At 70.3% G+C, this 15,598-nt stretch carries 13 protein-coding genes; 9 read left to right on the top strand and 4 right to left on the bottom strand.

Going from position 1 to position 15,598, the window contains the following annotated elements; genetic code table 11:
- Nucleotides 1-228 precede the first annotated feature (228 nt).
- A complete protein-coding gene (locus EJ357_RS50840; protein WP_126396216.1) occupies nucleotides 229-1,377 on the bottom strand; it encodes an eCIS core domain-containing protein in 1,149 nt (382 codons plus the stop codon).
- A gap of 258 nt (nucleotides 1,378-1,635) precedes the next feature.
- Nucleotides 1,636-3,321 carry a hypothetical protein gene (locus EJ357_RS38110; RefSeq protein ID WP_175647666.1) on the bottom strand — a complete coding sequence of 562 codons (1,686 nt, stop codon included), beginning with the start codon at nucleotides 3,319-3,321 and terminating at the stop codon, nucleotides 1,636-1,638.
- Nucleotides 3,322-3,963: 642 nt separating this feature from the next.
- On the opposite strand from EJ357_RS38110, the gene EJ357_RS38100 reads away from it, so the two are divergent.
- The 4 genes from EJ357_RS38100 to EJ357_RS38085 all read left to right on the top strand — a co-directional run bounded on the left by EJ357_RS38100 (nucleotide 3,964) and on the right by EJ357_RS38085 (nucleotide 6,743).
- Nucleotides 3,964-5,049, top strand: coding sequence for a M23 family metallopeptidase (locus tag EJ357_RS38100; RefSeq protein ID WP_407698535.1), 1,086 nt, complete (start codon nucleotides 3,964-3,966; stop codon nucleotides 5,047-5,049).
- A gap of 272 nt (nucleotides 5,050-5,321) precedes the next feature.
- Nucleotides 5,322-5,813: an ABC transporter permease gene (locus EJ357_RS38095; RefSeq protein ID WP_228472737.1), complete on the top strand. Its 492-nt coding sequence runs from the start codon at nucleotides 5,322-5,324 to the stop codon at nucleotides 5,811-5,813.
- A gap of 31 nt (nucleotides 5,814-5,844) precedes the next feature.
- Nucleotides 5,845-6,516, top strand: coding sequence for an RNA polymerase sigma factor (locus tag EJ357_RS38090; RefSeq protein ID WP_126396211.1), 672 nt, complete (start codon nucleotides 5,845-5,847; stop codon nucleotides 6,514-6,516).
- Complete coding sequence (locus EJ357_RS38085) at nucleotides 6,513-6,743, top strand: anti-sigma factor family protein (RefSeq protein WP_126396210.1); 231 nt, start codon at nucleotides 6,513-6,515, stop codon at nucleotides 6,741-6,743. Before EJ357_RS38090 ends, EJ357_RS38085 begins: the two co-directional genes overlap by 4 nt.
- A gap of 19 nt (nucleotides 6,744-6,762) precedes the next feature.
- Here EJ357_RS38085 and EJ357_RS38080 read toward each other — a convergent pair whose 3' ends face one another.
- The gene (locus tag EJ357_RS38080; RefSeq protein ID WP_175647665.1) at nucleotides 6,763-7,257 is read right to left on the bottom strand and encodes a DM13 domain-containing protein; all 495 of its coding nucleotides are present in this window, start codon (nucleotides 7,255-7,257) and stop codon (nucleotides 6,763-6,765) included.
- 293 nt (nucleotides 7,258-7,550) lie between these two features.
- Between EJ357_RS38080 and EJ357_RS38075 the strand changes: the two genes are divergently transcribed.
- From EJ357_RS38075 to EJ357_RS38060, 4 genes are all read left to right on the top strand, one after another.
- Complete coding sequence (locus EJ357_RS38075; RefSeq protein WP_126396208.1) at nucleotides 7,551-8,429, top strand: hypothetical protein; 879 nt, start codon at nucleotides 7,551-7,553, stop codon at nucleotides 8,427-8,429.
- A gap of 158 nt (nucleotides 8,430-8,587) precedes the next feature.
- Nucleotides 8,588-9,271 (top strand): helix-turn-helix transcriptional regulator, encoded by a 684-nt coding sequence (locus tag EJ357_RS38070; protein ID WP_228472736.1) that lies wholly within the window; start codon nucleotides 8,588-8,590, stop codon nucleotides 9,269-9,271.
- A 169-nt stretch (nucleotides 9,272-9,440) separates the two neighbouring features.
- On the top strand, nucleotides 9,441-10,166 hold the full coding sequence (locus tag EJ357_RS38065) for a DUF4255 domain-containing protein (protein WP_126396206.1): 726 nt from the start codon (nucleotides 9,441-9,443) through the stop codon (nucleotides 10,164-10,166).
- Entirely contained in the window at nucleotides 10,163-12,187 is a 2,025-nt protein-coding gene (locus EJ357_RS38060) for an AAA family ATPase (protein WP_126396205.1), read from the top strand. Before EJ357_RS38065 ends, EJ357_RS38060 begins: the two co-directional genes overlap by 4 nt.
- Before the next feature lie 29 nt (nucleotides 12,188-12,216).
- Here the strand turns inward: EJ357_RS38060 and EJ357_RS38055 are convergent, their stop codons facing one another.
- Complete coding sequence (locus tag EJ357_RS38055) at nucleotides 12,217-13,716, bottom strand: RICIN domain-containing protein (protein ID WP_126396204.1); 1,500 nt, start codon at nucleotides 13,714-13,716, stop codon at nucleotides 12,217-12,219.
- A 245-nt stretch (nucleotides 13,717-13,961) separates the two neighbouring features.
- Here EJ357_RS38055 and EJ357_RS38050 point away from each other — a divergent pair, with 245 nt between their 5' ends.
- The gene (locus EJ357_RS38050; protein ID WP_126396203.1) at nucleotides 13,962-15,542 is read left to right on the top strand and encodes a phage tail sheath family protein; all 1,581 of its coding nucleotides are present in this window, start codon (nucleotides 13,962-13,964) and stop codon (nucleotides 15,540-15,542) included.
- Nucleotides 15,543-15,598: the final 56 nt, after the last annotated feature.

Genomic DNA, 15,598 nt, shown 5'->3' with positions numbered 1-15,598 from the left:
ATGGCCGTGCTCGGCGCCTTGCCGCCCACGAACCCCGCGGTCCCGCCCGACCTCCAGTGCTCGGTCGGCAATGCCGCCGTCCTGTTCCCGCGGTGCGGACCGGCACACCCTGGCCATGAGGTCACGCACGTCACCCAACAGCGTCAGGGCCAGGTCGCGGGGACCGCCGCCGCGTCCTGGCCGGGCCCGAACGCGCCGAGGTGCCGGCCCCCGTGTCCGCGGGCGACGTCATTCGTCGCCCATGCTCTTGCGGAAGGCTTCCTGGAACTGGCGCATGTACGAGGTGGTGCCGCCGACCGTCCTCTGCAGGCGCACACGGGTCTGTACATCCACATCGATCGCGATCTGCGTGCCCCTCGTCGGGTTCGCCTTGTGCTGCGCCAGCCAGTACTCCCGCTCACACTCGGCGATCTTCTCGTGTGCATCCTTCGAGCGCGGGTCGCTGTTGGGGATCGCGTACAGCTCCGCCAGTTCGGGCTGCGTGAACACGGTGTGGATATCCCGGGACCCGTGCTCACCCGCCACCGTCCTGATGCCGTCAATGGCATCGGCAACGCGTGAACCCACCGTGTCCTCACCCTCGAGCCCTCGCGCCTTCAGCACATCGCGGATGTGCTGGGCGGCCTTCTGGCGGGGGGCGCCGGGGGCCACCTCGTCTCTGCGGAGCCCGAAGAGGCTTAGTGCGGCGCTGGCTTGCTTCTTGATCGCCTCCATCCGCTGCACCTGCGGCGCCTCGCCGGCTCGCGTCGGCGAGGCATCGGCCCGCTGCACCGCACGGCTCACCGGCACGCTCCCGGACAGGGCACGGACGGCGTTCGCCTCGGCCTCACGTTCGAAGCGGTCGGACGGATCGCTCACGCGCAGTCCGTCGCCGCGGTCCGTGCCGGCCACGGGGCCCGAGCGCTGCTGGATGACGTGGGTCAGCTCATGGGCCAGGGTGTGCTTGTCCGCGCCGCCGGCCCCGATGACCACGTGGTTGCCGGAGGTGTAGGCACGGGCACCCAGCTCCGCCGCGGACGCCTGGGCGGCGCCGCCGGTGTGGATACGGACGTCGGAAAAGTCGGCGTCGAGCCGTGCTTCCATGTCGCTGCGGGTGGCGTCGTCCAGGGGGCGGCCGCCCTCGCGCAGGACATCGTGGACGGCGGCGCGCTGGATCTGGGACTGCGCTGTCTGGTGGCCGCAACCGACCCCGTGCCGGTGGCGATTCTGCCCTTGGGCGCCGCCGGATCGGCGGAGGAACTGGACGACCGCGGCGTTGCCCGCACTGCGCTGCAGCGCGTGGAGCGGCGATCTGCCGTCCAGAGTCTCGGGGCGGCGGTTGGGGAGGCCGCCGCGTGCGGCCTCGGCGGTGTTCTTGTCTCTGTCTGGTGCGTGCATATGCCTTCCTCGGGTGACCGGTCGACTCACTGTGGACACAAGGTGCGGCCGAGGGCCAGGTATCCGCGGGCAGGGTTCAGCGGCCGTACGGGCACAACGTGGCAGCGGTAGGGACGGGCGGCGTAAGCCACTTGTCAGCCACGATGCCGTGGGGCTGCGGCCCGTACGTCGATACGTGGACCCGGGCTGCGTTCACCCGCCAAGGCTTCCGCACCCGAACCGAAAGAGGCCGCGACAGGAGACGGACGGAACGCCCTCTCAAGGGCGCGGGTTCTTGAACTCGACGTCCGCGCGTGTAAAGGGGACCGTTTTCTGCAACATCGCCTGTGGCCGGATGAAGTCCTTGAGCAGCACGTTGATCAGCTCGTCGCCCGACATGGCGCGGAGCCGGGCGCCTACGGATGGCTGCTGGCGTTGGATGCGGGCGATCTCGACGATGCAGCGCTGGGCCAGCCCCGGGATGATGTCGCCGCCGACGAGCACGTTCGACCGGGTCTTCTCCTCGCGGACGGTCTGGCTCGCGGGACCGGTGTACTGGGTGTGCCCGGTCATCGCCGGCATGTCGGCCGGCCGGTGGATGCGCACTTGGCGCGAGTACTTCTTGGAATTGTCGAGAGCGCTCGCGCGTTTCTGCTGCAGTTCGCCCAGTTTCACCTGGTCGATCTTCGCCACTTCGTCCCGCAGTGCCTTCTCCTGCTGCATGAGCTGCCGCATTTTTCTGATCAGGACGTCAGGTTTGTCTCCCTGCTGGGCCAGCCGACCCACCTGCTCGGAGGTCTTGGCCACCCGCTGGACACGCTCCTCGGCAGCGGCGTAGAGCGCCTTGGCCTCGTGCACCGCGTTCTTCAGCTGTCCCTCGGGGGACTTGGCCGGAACCGAAAGGTATTTATCTTGTTTCTGTGCAACGTCCGGCTTACGAGTGTAGGAGAGCATCTCCCCTTGATCGGTGGCACGGATGGTGGGGAACTCCCTGTCGAGGAAGTCGTTTTGCATCACCCAGCCGTTGTGCTGTTCCAGCATACTGATGGGGAGTGTGATGCGGGCGGGATCGGGTCCGCCGAAGCGGCTGCCGCGGAAACCCGCCCCAGCCTGCTCGATGTAGAAGAAGACGAAACCGTGATTGGTCAAGTCCACGAAATCGAAGCCGCCGGTGTTGTGCTGGAATGGCGTCGGTTCCTTCTCCAGGATCGCGGCTGACTTCAGAGCGGGGTTCGGCCGGGGGGCCTGCGCTGTGCCCATGATGCTCTCGACGCGGTCGGCCGGTGAGTAGTGCCGCAGCACACACTGCCGCAGGCCGGCCTCGATCTCCGCGCGCTTGCTGTCCACCCATGCCGGGCCCTGGGCGCCGCCGAGGTTGTGCCGCACCCGCTCGGTGCTCACATCGAGGTCGACCTCCAGGGTATGCCTGGTCTCGGCAGACAGGGACGCGAAGTGGCCGAGATAGGAGCCGTTGAATGGCTGTCCCCGCATCTGCGGTTCGCGCCACATCCGTCCGAAGTGGTACATCAGGAAGTAGCCGTAATTCTGTGTCTGTTCGGTGTAGCGCACGAGGTGGCCTGCGATCGTGCCGCGCAGGGTGTCCAGCGCCGGGGAGGCGGTGTACCACCGCTCAACCGCGGGATCGGCGGCTCTCCAGGCATCGAGATGCTGAAAGAGCTGCTGGATGTGCGTGCACCACGGGAGCAGGTCTTCCGGAGTCCTGCTGTTCCAGTAGTCCCCGTTCTTGAGGGCCTTCTCGTGATGAAGGCGAAACCCGTCGTAGGCCCTCAGATCACGTTCGAGTCTGGCGATCAGCGGGGCGATCTGGCTGGGCACCTGTGGTTGGGGTTGCTGCTGGGGTTGTTGCTGCTGGGGTTGCTGTTGCTGTGCGCCGCCCGGTGCCCGCTGGACGGTCATCGCACGGCTGACAGCGGCGTTGCCCGCGCTCTGCTGCAGAGCGAGCACGGCCCGCGCCCTCGTCGGGACGGAGGACGTCTTGCACCCGCGCGTGGCTGCGGGGCCGGAGGTGTCCGCCTTGGCAGGGGCCCGGTGGTGTGTGGGCAACGTCCGATCTCTCCTCGGTGCGATGGCGATCAAGGGCGCTGAGGGGTCTCGCGGTGCGGCGACCCCGGGCAGCCCGGAAATACCCCACGGAAATCTGCCCTTCGCGCGGTGACGGAAATCTGCCCTTCGCGCGGTGGACGACGGAAGGCCCGGGCGGGCAGATCAGGGTGCCGTGTGGTGGATCGAACAGTCCTCACGAAAGGGCAGCGGGCCCGGTAGCGCCCGCCTGTGCCGGGTGCGTGGCAGCGAGATCGGGGCAGGGTACGCAGTCGCGGGCCGACGCCGACCGTGATCGGACCCGGATCCCGGACCGTGTCACGGCGCCGACGTGTCCAGCTGCTCTCCTCAGCGTGAGAGGCCGGGGAGTCCCACGACGGGTGCGCGCATACAAGGTCGGACCGAGAACTGCCCTTTGGGGCACTGAGCTTGGCCGCAAGGTCCTGTGATGCCGCGGCGCTTGATCGCTAGCCTCGGAGCGTGGCGGAAGGCACTCCCCTCGTCAAGGAACAGGACGCGGACAAACCAGCGGTTGGCGAAGGCGCGTTGAGTCGTCCCGATCATCCCGATCGTGCTGATCGTGTCGATCGGCGCCCGCGCCAACGTGGCCCCGGTCTCTTCACGCTCGTCGTCATGCCGAGTCTGGTCGCGGTGGCCGGAGTGTCGACGTTCTTGGCTCTGCGGAGCGATCACCTGTCTCCGGGGCCGTCCGGTGGGGCCGGCGTCACGGAGACGGTGGGTGGCAAGGTCAACGGCTCCTACGTCCCCTGGCTGCGCAAGGCGACCCGCGACTGCCCGGTTGTCACGCCCGCGGTTCTCGCCGCCCAGATCGACCAGCTCTCCGGGTGGAACGACGACACCCCGAGCGTGTCGCGGCAGGGCATCGCGCGCTTCACCGACGCCCAGTGGAAGAAGTGGGGCCGCGACGACAACGGCAGCGGACGTTCCTCGCCGCGCGATCCGGTGGACGCGATCATGGCACTGGGCCGACAGGACTGCTCGCTCGCGCGAGAGGTGACCGCCCTAAGGACCCGCGGCACCGTCAACGGGGACCTCGTCGACCTGACCCTCGCCGCTCACACCGTGGGTACGGACGCGGTGGCCCGAGCGGGCCGGGTTCCGGCCGCCGCCCGTGACGTCCTCGACGAGGTCGAGGCGCGGCTTGCGCAGTACGAGTCGCTCGTGCGGCAGAACCCCGAAGCGACCGAGGTCCCGACCGCGTCGGCGCTCATGTCCGCTCCCCTCCGCACCCCCACTGTCACCTCAGCGTTCGGCAGACGCGAACACCCGCTCACCGGAGTGACCAAGCTGCACACGGGAGTGGATTTCGGTGGGCCTCAAGGAGCGCTGGTGTCCGCCGCGCGCTCGGGCCGGGTGGAGTTCGCCGGAATGACGCCCGCGTACGGAAATCGCGTGGTGATCCACCACGGAACCATAGCGGGCAAGCGGTTGGAGACGACCTACAGCCACCTGTCCGCGATCCAGGTCGTCCCGGGCCAGTCGGTGTCGGTGGGCTCCCCGGTCGGCCGGGTTGGTTCCACCGGCTTGTCCACGGGCCCCCACCTGCACTTCGAGGTCCTCCTGGACGGACAGTACGTGGACCCGATGCCCTGGCTCACACCGACCGGGTAGGACCCGGGCCGCACGTCGACGGTGACGAAGGCGCCGTCGCGCAGGGCGCGCAGGGCGCGCAAGGCGATGGTGTCGCCGGCCGAGGTGTGACGGACGGCCTTGGAGACGAGGTTGCCGAGTATCCGGCGCAGTCGCAAAGGGTCCGCGGACACGTCGAGCGCGTCCTGCGCGGTGACCGTGACCGTGACGCCCGATCGACGGCTGGGCCGTGGACCGCGGTGACGTGGTCGAGGACGCCGCGCACGTCGACGGGTTCCGGACGCAGGCGCATCTTGCCCGCGTCGGCGGCCGCGAGATCCCCTCCGTTCTGTCGGCACTGGCGATCTCGCTCGGACGCGCCACCCCACGCCGAGGTACACCGGTACGACCGGTACGACCGGAACAACCGCGCCGACTACACGGGCCTGAGCGTGCTGGCGGCCAAGGCCGACCCGCTGTCCCTGATCAACGGGCGGGTCGCGGCGGGGCGGTTCCTCGACCGCGGCTCCGGGCGGCGGGCCCTCGGCGCGAGTCGAGGCCAGATCCGGCTCCAGTTCCTCACCGAGTCGGTCGTGCTGTCCACACTCGGCGGTCTGGCGGGCACGGCGTTCGGCGTTCTGTCCGCGCCCGCCTACGCCGCCTTCCACCATCGGCCCGTGTTCGTCCCCCTGCCCGCGCTCGCCGCCGGTCCGTCGGCCACCGCCCTCATCGGCGCCCTCGCCGACGTCCACCCCTCGGTCAGGGCCTCCCGTCTGCATGGTCCTCTGCCACACCCCGTAGGCTGAGGCTCCCCGTTGATGGCCGTGAGGAGGGACGATGGCGGGCGTACTCGAAATGCCCCCGGACGACGTCCTGGTACAGCAACTGCGTGATGGTGACGAGCGGACCTTCGCGTTGGTGCTGGACAGTTGGTCCGGTGGCATGTTGAGGGTCGCGATGTCGTTCGTGTCGACGAGGGACTCCGCCGAAGAGGCCGTTCAGGACACCTGGCTGGCGGTCATCAAGGGCATTGGCGACTTCGAGGGACGCTCGAGTCTGAAGACCTGGGTCTACCGGATTCTGGTCAACACGGCCAAAGCGCGCGGCACGAAGGAGAGCAGGACCGTTCCCTTCGGTGATCTCCTGGCGGAGGAGGAGGGCCCGACGGTGGATCCCGCTCGGTTCCGCGGCCGTGGTGAACCGTATGCGGGGCACTGGGCCGTCGGGCAGGAGCCGCGCCCCTGGCACTTTCCCGAGGACCATGTGCTGCGTGGTGAGGTCCGCGGTGTGATCGAGGACGCGATAGACGGGCTTCCGCCGCGTCTCCGCACCGTGATCACGTTGCGCGATGTCGAGGGGTACGGCTCCGAGGAGGTGTGCTCCCTGCTGGAGATCTCGCCTGGGAACCAGCGTGTTCTCCTGCACCGGGCGAGAGCTTTGCTGCGCGGCAAGTTGGAAACGTATCTGTCGGGAGCCCACGAGGGCGCGATCGGGAGGGGGCAAGCGTGAACTGCGATGAGTTCGTGGAGTTGGTGACCGATTTTCTGGACGGCTCCCTGTCCGAGGAGGACGAGCAGCGCTTCGTGGGCCACCTGGCCGAGTGCTCCAAGTGCGAGCTGTATCTGGATCAGTTCCGGCAGACGATCGCCACGACGGGTGAGCTGACCCCGGAAAGCATCTCTGACGATGCCCGGGGCCTGTTGCTCACCGCGTTCCGGGACTGGCGACGGTCGTGAACCGGCCCTGAAGCGTCCGTCAGGCCGCCTGGTTCAGTTCGGCCGCGCCGAAGGACACGCTGAAGCGTTCGCACCAGATCGTCACCGTGGAGAACCTGCCGAGGTCGGCGGTCGCCGGAATCAGGTAGTTCTGGTTGCCCTCGTTGCCCTTCAGCGAGCCGAGGTCGATGTGCTCACCGTCGTCGAGGTTGCCGCCGCCGCCCTCGACGGGCTGGTCGCTGAGCCACACATGCAGAGCCGGGCCGTCGGAGGTGCGCAGGTTCGTCAGGCGCAGCGTCCGCACCCCGTCCCCGGACTCGAGAACCGCCACCGAGCCGCTGGTCTCGTGCTCGTGTGAGACGAACGTACCGCTCAGCGGTCGTGCCGCGGCGACGACGCCCGGCGGCGCCTCGTCCACCCGGACCGTGGTGAACGCCCGCCACGGCTGGAAGACGTAGAGGCCGACGGCCGCGGCCACGACGACCAGTGCGGTGATGATCCAGAGAGCGGGGCGGCGGCGCTTGGTTCGGCACATGGGAGTTTCCGTTTCTGTTCGGTGGTCGCTGTGACCCGGTGTCGTGGTCACAGCGCTTCAGAGACGGAAGGGGCGCCGAACGTTACACACCCCTCGCGGAATTCGCTCCAGGAGGCATGCGCGGAACCCGACGCCGGATCGGCTTGTAACGTTCGGCGGCTTCGGCGCACTGAGTAGGCACAAGCGACGACGCCCCGGTCGCGCCGGACTGAACAACCGGGCACAGGGCGGAAGTTCAGCTTCGTGACGTACGACCTCCGGAAACCTCCGAGCCAGCAACGAGAGGCAGAACCATGAGCACCAACGCCGTCGAGACCGCCGCCCCCACCTGTTCGTACCCGGACTGCACCCAGCCGGCCGAACCGGGCGCCCAGGGAACGGGGCCCCACTTCTGCGGGCACCCGGAGCACAACGCGCTCGGCGCGTTCCGGAAGTTCCGCGCCAAGCGGCAGCAGCGCAAGGAGGAGAAGCGCGCGGCCGCCAGGGCCAAGGAAGCGGCGAAGTTCGTACAGGCGCCGGCCGTCGAGGAGGCCCAGCCGGCGTCCCAGGGCCACCCGCACGGCTACGCGCAGGCGCCAGTCGCGTCCCAGGTCCCGGCGCAGGTCCCGGCGCAGGTCACGACTCCGGTGAAGGCCGCGGTCGCGATGGAGGCCGTGGACAGCGAGACGATGGAGCTCATGGCCTCGATGTCGGCGGCGGACGACAGCGGCCGGGCCGCGCAGTCCCGTGACGGCCTGGTCGCCCTCATCAAGCAGCTCTCGGCCGAACTCCCCGCCTACATCGAGGAGTTGGCGATCATCACCGACTCGGCCGCGGCCGAGGCCCGCATCGACACCGTCACCCGAGCCGCGGCACAGCGCATCCTGGCCGCCGAGGAACGGACCGCGCTCGCCGAGGCCGCGGCCGACATGGCCGTCACCGCCCTGGACGCCGCGGAGCAGAAGTTCGCGGAGGAGACCGCCGCGATCCGCGAGGACGCGGCCCGCCAGGTGGCGGACGCCGAGTTCGTCCGGGCCGAGCTGGAGCGCTACCGCGAGCGAGTGAGCATGCTGGAGGTCAGGCTCGACGCGGTCCGCGACGAGGCCGACGAACTGCGCCGCGCGAGGGCTGCCCACTCCGACATGCCTTCCACCGCCCCCGAGAAGCAGCCGAGCTCCACCAAGACCTGCTGACAACCGGCAGCCCCGAGGTAGCGCGGGGGCGTTTTCGGGGCGCTCGGGAAGGCGGCGAAGGCGGTCAGGTCGTCCTTCGCCGCCAGCAGCCCCTTGACCTTGGGGAACTTGAATCTGTAAGGCAGGCCACAGAGGAACATGGGGGAAGAGTGAGTGGTATGTCGGGCACCTCGGACACCGGTTCGGCCGGGACCACGGGCAGGGAACCGGACGGTTCCGGGTACCGGATCGGCGTCGTGGTCCACGCGCGGGACCCCATCTCCGGGGCGGGGGCGGCCAGTCAGCTGCGGCAGCATCCGGTGATCGACCTTCGTGACGAGGCCCGGCCCGGGGCCGATGCCGTGGCAGTGCTGGTCGAGGAGACACCGGACGAGACGACCTTCGAGCGGCTGCGCCGACTCGTGCGCGGAGAGGCCGCCCGCACGGTCCTTGTGGTGAGCGCACTTCGGGAGAGTGAACTCCTCACGGTCATCGAGTGCGGTGTCGGAGCCGTCGTCTGGCGTCACGAGGCGACCGCGCAGCGGCTGTTGCAGGCCGTCATCGCGGCATCGCGGGGCGACGGCGACCTGCCCGCCGATCTGCTCGGCCGGCTGATGAGTCAGGTGGGAACGCTCCAGCGCTGCGCCGCGGGAAACACCGGCGCCCCCGTGACGGGGCTGACGGCACGCGAGGCGGACGTTCTGCGGCTGGTCGCCCAGGGACTGGACACCACGGAGATCGCCGCCAAGCTCGCGTACTCCGAACGTACCGTCAAAAACGTGCTGCACGGGCTGACCACCCGACTCCACCTGCGCAACCGGGCACATGCCGTGGCCTATGCCCTGCGCGAGGGTTTCATCTGACCGCGAGGGCAACGACGCACGGCCGCCCGGGCAGGCCGCTCCACCCCGGCATCGTCCCTCCCGCGCCTGGGCACCGGGTGCGGAGACGCGAAGAATCGGACGCACACGCCCGTTCGGCGGACTCGACGGAGCGGCACGGCGGTACCTGAGCCAGGAACGGGAGACGACGGTGATCCACGAGGTGGACGAAGTCATCGAACGGCTTCTCAAAGGGGGCGCGTTGGCCGGTTCCGGCGTCGACGTCTCCTTCGAGGCCCCGACCCGCGACTGGGCCGCCCGACGCAACACCACTGCGGTCAACGCCTACTTGTACGACATCCGTGAGGACGTGCGACGGCGGCACCGTGGCTCGGCCCCGGTCGAGGACGGCCGTGGAATCGTGCTGAAACGGCGCCAGCCGCCGCGCTGGTTCCGGCTGTCGTACCTCGTCACGGCCTGGACGAAGCAGCCGAAGGACGAACACCGGCTCCTTTCCGCGGTGTTGGCGACCCTGCTCCCCCGTGAGCTCATCCCAGCCGACGAACTCCCGGGCGCGCTGGGTGCGTTGGGTCTGTCGATGCCCCTAACGGTCGCCGGTCTCCAGACCGAGGCGCGGTCGCTGGCGGAGATCTGGTCCGCGCTCGGCGGTGAACTCAAGCCGTCCCTGGACCTGGTGGTGACCGCGCCGTTCCCGGCCTACCCCGAGTACGACGTCGGGCCGCCGGTCACGGAGGGCGCCGCCGTGCGGGTACGCGCGGTTGACGGCAGCGCGGAGGGCTCGCCGGAGCGGCGGCACCGGCCGCGCCAGGTGGCGCAGGCCGCGGCGGCCAGGGCGGCCGCACGTGGTCTGCCGGGCGAACACGGGTCGAACGCGACGGCGGCCGGCCACCCGAATCCGGAGCCGGCACAGAAATGACCCCGTACACCTCCGCGCTCTCCGAAGACGCGCCGACGTATTCCTGCGACCCCGTATCGGACGTCTCCCGCGCGCTGCTCGCCCGGCTGGACCTGATCCGTGACCGGGCCGCCCTGCTGGTGGAGCGGCGCAGCGCCACCGACCCCACCGCGGACGACCCACTGCGCGGCATGTACCTGACCGAGGACGCGGTACGGCATCTGCTGGGCCGCGCGGACGCGGAGCCGGTGGACGCGCCTGTGCCTGCGCCCCCGGCCACAGCGTCGGGAAGCGACCGGCTGGCGCTCCTCGTGGAGCGGCACGCGCTCACCGAACTGGACACCGCCCTGCTCCTGATCGCCCTGGCGCCCGATGTCGACCGCGTCTTCGAGGCGCTGTACGGATACCTGAACGACGACGTTAGCCGCCGCCGAGCCACCACCGGGCTCGCTCTCGAGGTGTGCGGGGCACCCGTGCACCTGGCGTGGGCGCGAGCCAGGTTCCATCCGTCGGCCCCGCTGTGCGCGCTCGGACTGGTCGAGGTCGAGGAGCCGGAACGGCCGTTCCTCAGCCGGACGTTGCGTGTCCCCGACCGGCTCGTGGCTCATCTGCTGGGCGACGACACCCCGGACGCCGCCCTCGCCGCGCACCTGCGCCCGCTCGACGAGCCCTCGGGCCCCTACGACGAGGAGTTCACGCGCAGACTCGCCGCGCGCCTGAACGCCTCCCCAATCGTCGCCTACCTGCGCGAACGCCGCCCGGGTGACGGACCGGCCCTCGCCGCGGCGGCGCTGGGCGCGGCGGGACTCGACGCGCTGCACGTCATCGCCTCCGGTGGGCCGCCGCTCCCGGAGCTGCTCCGCGAGGCCCGGCTGCGCGGCTGCGCGCTCGTCGTGTCCCGGCTCCCCGACGATCCGTCCCCACTGATCCGGGAGTTGACCACCCCCGACATCCCGGTGCTGTTCGTCGGTGAGCGGCCCTACGATCCCCAGTGGTGCGACCGTGACCCACTGGTCCTGGAGGTGCCGCGCCGCTCGGCGGGGGCCGGGGCCGAGTGGTCGGCCGCGCTCGGCGAGGCACCGGGGTTCGAGCTGGCGGCGGCCGTGGCGCCGTACCGTCTCGGCGCCGACGGGATCGCCCGGGTCGCGCGGGCCGCCCGGGAGCTCGCCGCGTTCGACGGGACCGCGCTGACCGCCGCCCATCTGCGGCTCGCCGCCCGCCAGCAGTCCGCTTCCGGTCTGGAGCGGCACGCCCGCCGGATCAGGCCCGACGTCGGCTGGGCCGACCTCCTCCTGCCGGACCAGCCGCTGGCCCAGCTGCGGGAACTGGCCCTGCGCGCCCGCCACCGCGACCGGGTGCTCGGCGACTGGCGGCTCAGCGCGGGCGGCGGACGGGGCCGCGGCGTGCTGGGGCTCTTCGCCGGCGAGTCCGGCACCGGAAAGACACTGTCGGCCGAGGTCGTCGCCGCCGAACTGGGCCTCGACCTGTACGTCGTCCAGCTCTCCTCGATCGTCGACAAGTACGTGGGCGAGACCGAGAAGAACCTGGAGCGGATCTTCACCGAGGCCGACCGCACCGACGCCGTCCTGCTGTTCGACGAGGCCGACGCCGTCTTCGGCCGACGCTCCGAAGTCAAGGACTCGCACGACCGCTACGCCAACATGGAGAGCGCCTATCTGCTGCAGCGCCTGGAGTCGTTCGACGGTATCGCGCTGCTGACCACCAATCTGCGGGCCAACATCGACGAGGCGTTCACCCGGAGACTGGACCTGGTGGTCGACTTCCCGTTCCCCGACGCGCAGCAGCGACTGGCGCTGTGGCGGCACAGCCTCGCCGGGGTGCCCTGTGCGGCGGACGCCGACCCGGGCGGGTGCGCCCGCGACTTCGAGCTGGCCGGCGGGTCGATCCGCAGCGCCGTCGTCACCGCGGCCTACGCCGCCGCCGGCCGCGGTGAACCGGTCACCACGGCCGACCTGCTGGAGGGGGCCCGCCGCGAGTACCGCAAGGCGGGCCGCCTGGTGCCGGGCGAGGGCGGCTGGTAGCGGACGCGGATGTCAGGGGTGCGCGGATCTCAGGGGTGGACGATCGTCCAGTTCGGGACGGTCGGGTTGACGATCTGCCACCTCTGGGCCTCGCCCTCGACGCAATCCCTGATGACGAGCCTGTCGGGATTCCCCCTGACGCTGGTGCCCGCCATGTCCAGGCAGGCACCGTGGCTGGCGAAGTTACGGATCCAGTAGGTGTCCTTGTCCTGCTGGTCGAGCCACCACAGTTGGTTGTCCCCGGTGGTTCCATTACAGGCGTACGTGAACACCGCGCTGGCCGCGGGCTTGGCCCCCAACCCATTGAGGTCCATGCAGAGCCCGCCCTTGACCTGGCGTATCTGGAAGAGGGCGGTGTCCCCGGGACCGGCCTTCGGTTTCACCACCTCGATGTTCCAGCGTTCGTTCTTCTCGGAGCTCGGGTTGCAGGTGCTCACCGTGACCAGGTCGCCCCGCTCAGGCTCGTCCGTGCCCGGGACGTCCGCGCATCGCTTGACCGACCTGAGTCTGAGCAGGACGTTGTTCACGGTCCGCTGGCCGGACTCCTTCTCGGCCCTCGGGGAGGTGGCTTCGCCTCCGCCGCTTCCCCCGCCTTCCTTGCCGCCGCCGCTGCCCCCGCCCCCGCTTCCGCTGCCCCGCGGAGAGTCTTCAGGAGCCTCCTCCAGCGGCGGTGCGGCGGTCGGCTCCGAGCCGGGCGGCGAAGGCTCGCCGGCCACGTCGGTCTCCTCGGCGTCGGGCGGCGGCAGGGTGCTGACGCCGGCTTTCTGGAGCTGCTCCACGGCCGCGGTACGGACCTGTGGCTTGTACGCGATCCAGAGCATCACGAAGGTGATGGCCAGTGCCAGGGCCACGCCCAGGGAGGTGGCGAGCCAACCGGGCAGGAACCCGCGCTGGACATAGGTGCCGTCGACCTCCAGAGGCGTCGTCCCCGACCGTTGCACGGTCAGCGTGTAGGGGCGCCGCTGCTTCGAGCCGAACCAGATGATCTGGCGCGGCTTGAGCGTCGCCCGCACGAACGCGGCACGTCCCGGCTCGATCTGCACGTTGCTCGGAACAATGTCGTACGACAGTTCGTCACCGTTGTCGCCGCCGCTGACGGACGCCGTCAGGGTGGTGTTGCCGAGGTTGTCGACGGCGAGCCTGGGCCGTCCGCGGAAGCGGCCCTTGACGGTGGGCGGCACCAGCTCCGCGCGGACCTCGCTGAACGGGGTGATGGTGAGGTTGCCCTCGGGGACGGTGACCGCCTCGGGATGCTCGGTCGGCGTGATGCGTACGGCGTACGGGTTGGGGCCTGCTGTCGCGTCGGGTGTGCGCGGCGGCGCGAACGTCAGCTCCACCGTCCCCGTGGTCCCCGGATAGAGCCGGAGCGTGGCCGGTTCCACGGTGGTCCACGGTGCGGTGTCGCCGACCGCCTCGAAGCGGTACTCGTCGACGACGTCACCGGTGTTGCGCAGCCGCAGCCGCACGGTGGTGCTGGTGCCCGGGTCCACGGTTGCGGAGGCGGGTTCCAGGGAAGTCCATAGGCTCACGCCGCGACGCTACGCGGACGCACAGAGCGTCGGTCAGAGGCCATGGGGCAGCCTTCGCTGCCCCTACGGGCACGGGAGAGCCGGGGCCCTGGCCGGGCCGGGCAGGTCCGCGGGGCTTCGATCCCGGCGGGCAGCCGCGCGGGCAACGCCGCTGCCCTCGGACAGGTACCCGAGGACGTTCCCAGGGACCGGCCGGCGACCGACGCTTAATGACGACCTGTCTCGAACCCCGAGGAGAGCCGAGCATGCCGTCCTACCTGTCGCCGGGCGTCTACGTCGAGGAGGTGGCCAGCGGCTCCCGCCCCATCGAGGGGGTGGGCACCTCGGTGGCGGCCTTCGTGGGTCTCGCGCCGACCGGCCCGCTCAACGAGCCGACGCTGGTTACCAACTGGACCCAGTACGTCGCGTCCTTCGGCGACTTCACCGAGGGCTACTACCTGGCGCACAGTGTCTACGGCTTCTTCAACAACGGCGGTTCGGCCGCCTACGTCGTCCGGGTCGGCGGCGCCCCCGAAGGCGCGTCCGGCGACTCGGCCGCCCCCGCCGCGGCGTTGAAGGGCTCCTCGACCCCCACGGCGCTGCCGCCGGGCGAGCCGCAGCGGCTGGGCACCTTCACGGTGACGGCCGCCGCTCCCGGTTCGCTGAGCGTCGAGGTGGCCGACCCGGAGGGCGACGGCCCCGCCGAGCGGTTCCGGCTGATCGTCAAGGACAGCGGCAAGGTCGCCGAGACCTTCGACGTGACCGCCAAGAAGGGCGGCCGCAACTACGTCGTCACGCAGGTGAAGGAGCAGTCCAAGCTCATCACCGTGCAGGAGGCGGCGCCCGCCGGACAGTTGACCCGGCCCGAGAACCAGACGGTGGCCCTGCCGGCCCCGGCGCCCGCGCCGTTCGCCCCGTCCGAGACGGACACCGCGCACCCCGGCCCCGCCGAGTACCTCGGCGACTCCGCCGACCGCACCGGCTTCGGTGGTCTGGAGGCGGTGGACGAGGTCTCGATGGTCGCGGTTCCCGACCTGATGGCCGCCTACCAGCGTGGCGCGATCGACCTGGAAGCGGTCAAGGCCGTGCAGCTCGGACTGATCGCGCACTGCGAGCTGATGGGCGACCGCGTCGCCGTCATCGACCCGCCGCCGGGTCTGAATGCCCGTCAGATCCGCGTCTGGCGCCAGGAAACGGCTGGCTACGACTCCAAGTACGCGGCCCTGTACTACCCCTGGATCAAGGTGTTCGACCCGGCCACCGGCCAGTCCCGGACGATGCCTCCGAGCGGCCACATCGCCGGGATCTGGGCCCGCAACGACTTCGAGCGCGGCGTGCACAAGGCGCCCGCCAACGAGGTCGTACGAGGTGCGGTGGACCTGGAGATCCAGATCACCCGCGGCGAGCAGGACCTGCTCAACCCCGTCGGCGTCAACTGCATCCGCGCCTTCCCGGGGCGTGGCATCCGCGTCTGGGGCGCCCGCACGCTCTCCTCCGACCCGGCCTGGCGGTACCTGAACGTGCGCCGCTACTTCAACTACCTGGAGGAGTCGATCCTGATCGGCACCCAGTGGGTGGTGTTCGAGCCCAACGACCAGCACCTGTGGGCCCGGATCCGGCGCAACATCTCCGCCTTCCTCGTCAACGAGTGGCGCAACGGCGCCCTCTTCGGCTCCCGGGCCGAAGAGGCCTACTACGTCAAGTGCGACGAGGAGACCAACCCGCCGGAGTCGGTCGATCTCGGCCGGGTCGTCTGCGAGATCGGCATCGCACCGGTCAAGCCGGCCGAGTTCGTGATCTTCCGCCTGGCCCAGTTCTCCAGCGGCAGCGGGGAGCTGGAGGAGTAGCGGATGACCACCCGTCCCAGCCCCCGCACCGCAAGCAGCAAGTACCCCTCGGAAGG

Source organism: Streptomyces cyaneochromogenes, assembly GCF_003963535.1.
Classification (GTDB): Bacteria; Actinomycetota; Actinomycetes; order Streptomycetales; family Streptomycetaceae; genus Streptomyces; species Streptomyces shaanxiensis.
Note: the sequence above shows the minus strand (reverse complement) of the source record. Positions and strands in the feature narration are given on the sequence as shown.

Bases quoted from the DNA above. Each gene is read 5' to 3' on its own strand.
- EJ357_RS50840 (WP_126396216.1), bottom strand. From the start codon at position 1,377: ATGCACGCACCAGACAGAGACAAGAACACCGCCGAGGCCGCACGCGGC.
- EJ357_RS38090 (WP_126396211.1), top strand. From the start codon at position 5,845: ATGGCGGGCGTACTCGAAATGCCCCCGGACGACGTCCTGGTACAGCAA.
- EJ357_RS38080 (WP_175647665.1), bottom strand. From the start codon at position 7,257: ATGTGCCGAACCAAGCGCCGCCGCCCCGCTCTCTGGATCATCACCGCA.
- EJ357_RS38075 (WP_126396208.1), top strand. From the start codon at position 7,551: ATGAGCACCAACGCCGTCGAGACCGCCGCCCCCACCTGTTCGTACCCG.
- EJ357_RS38070 (WP_228472736.1), top strand. From the start codon at position 8,588: ATGTCGGGCACCTCGGACACCGGTTCGGCCGGGACCACGGGCAGGGAA.
- EJ357_RS38060 (WP_126396205.1), top strand. From the start codon at position 10,163: ATGACCCCGTACACCTCCGCGCTCTCCGAAGACGCGCCGACGTATTCC.
- EJ357_RS38050 (WP_126396203.1), top strand. From the start codon at position 13,962: ATGCCGTCCTACCTGTCGCCGGGCGTCTACGTCGAGGAGGTGGCCAGC.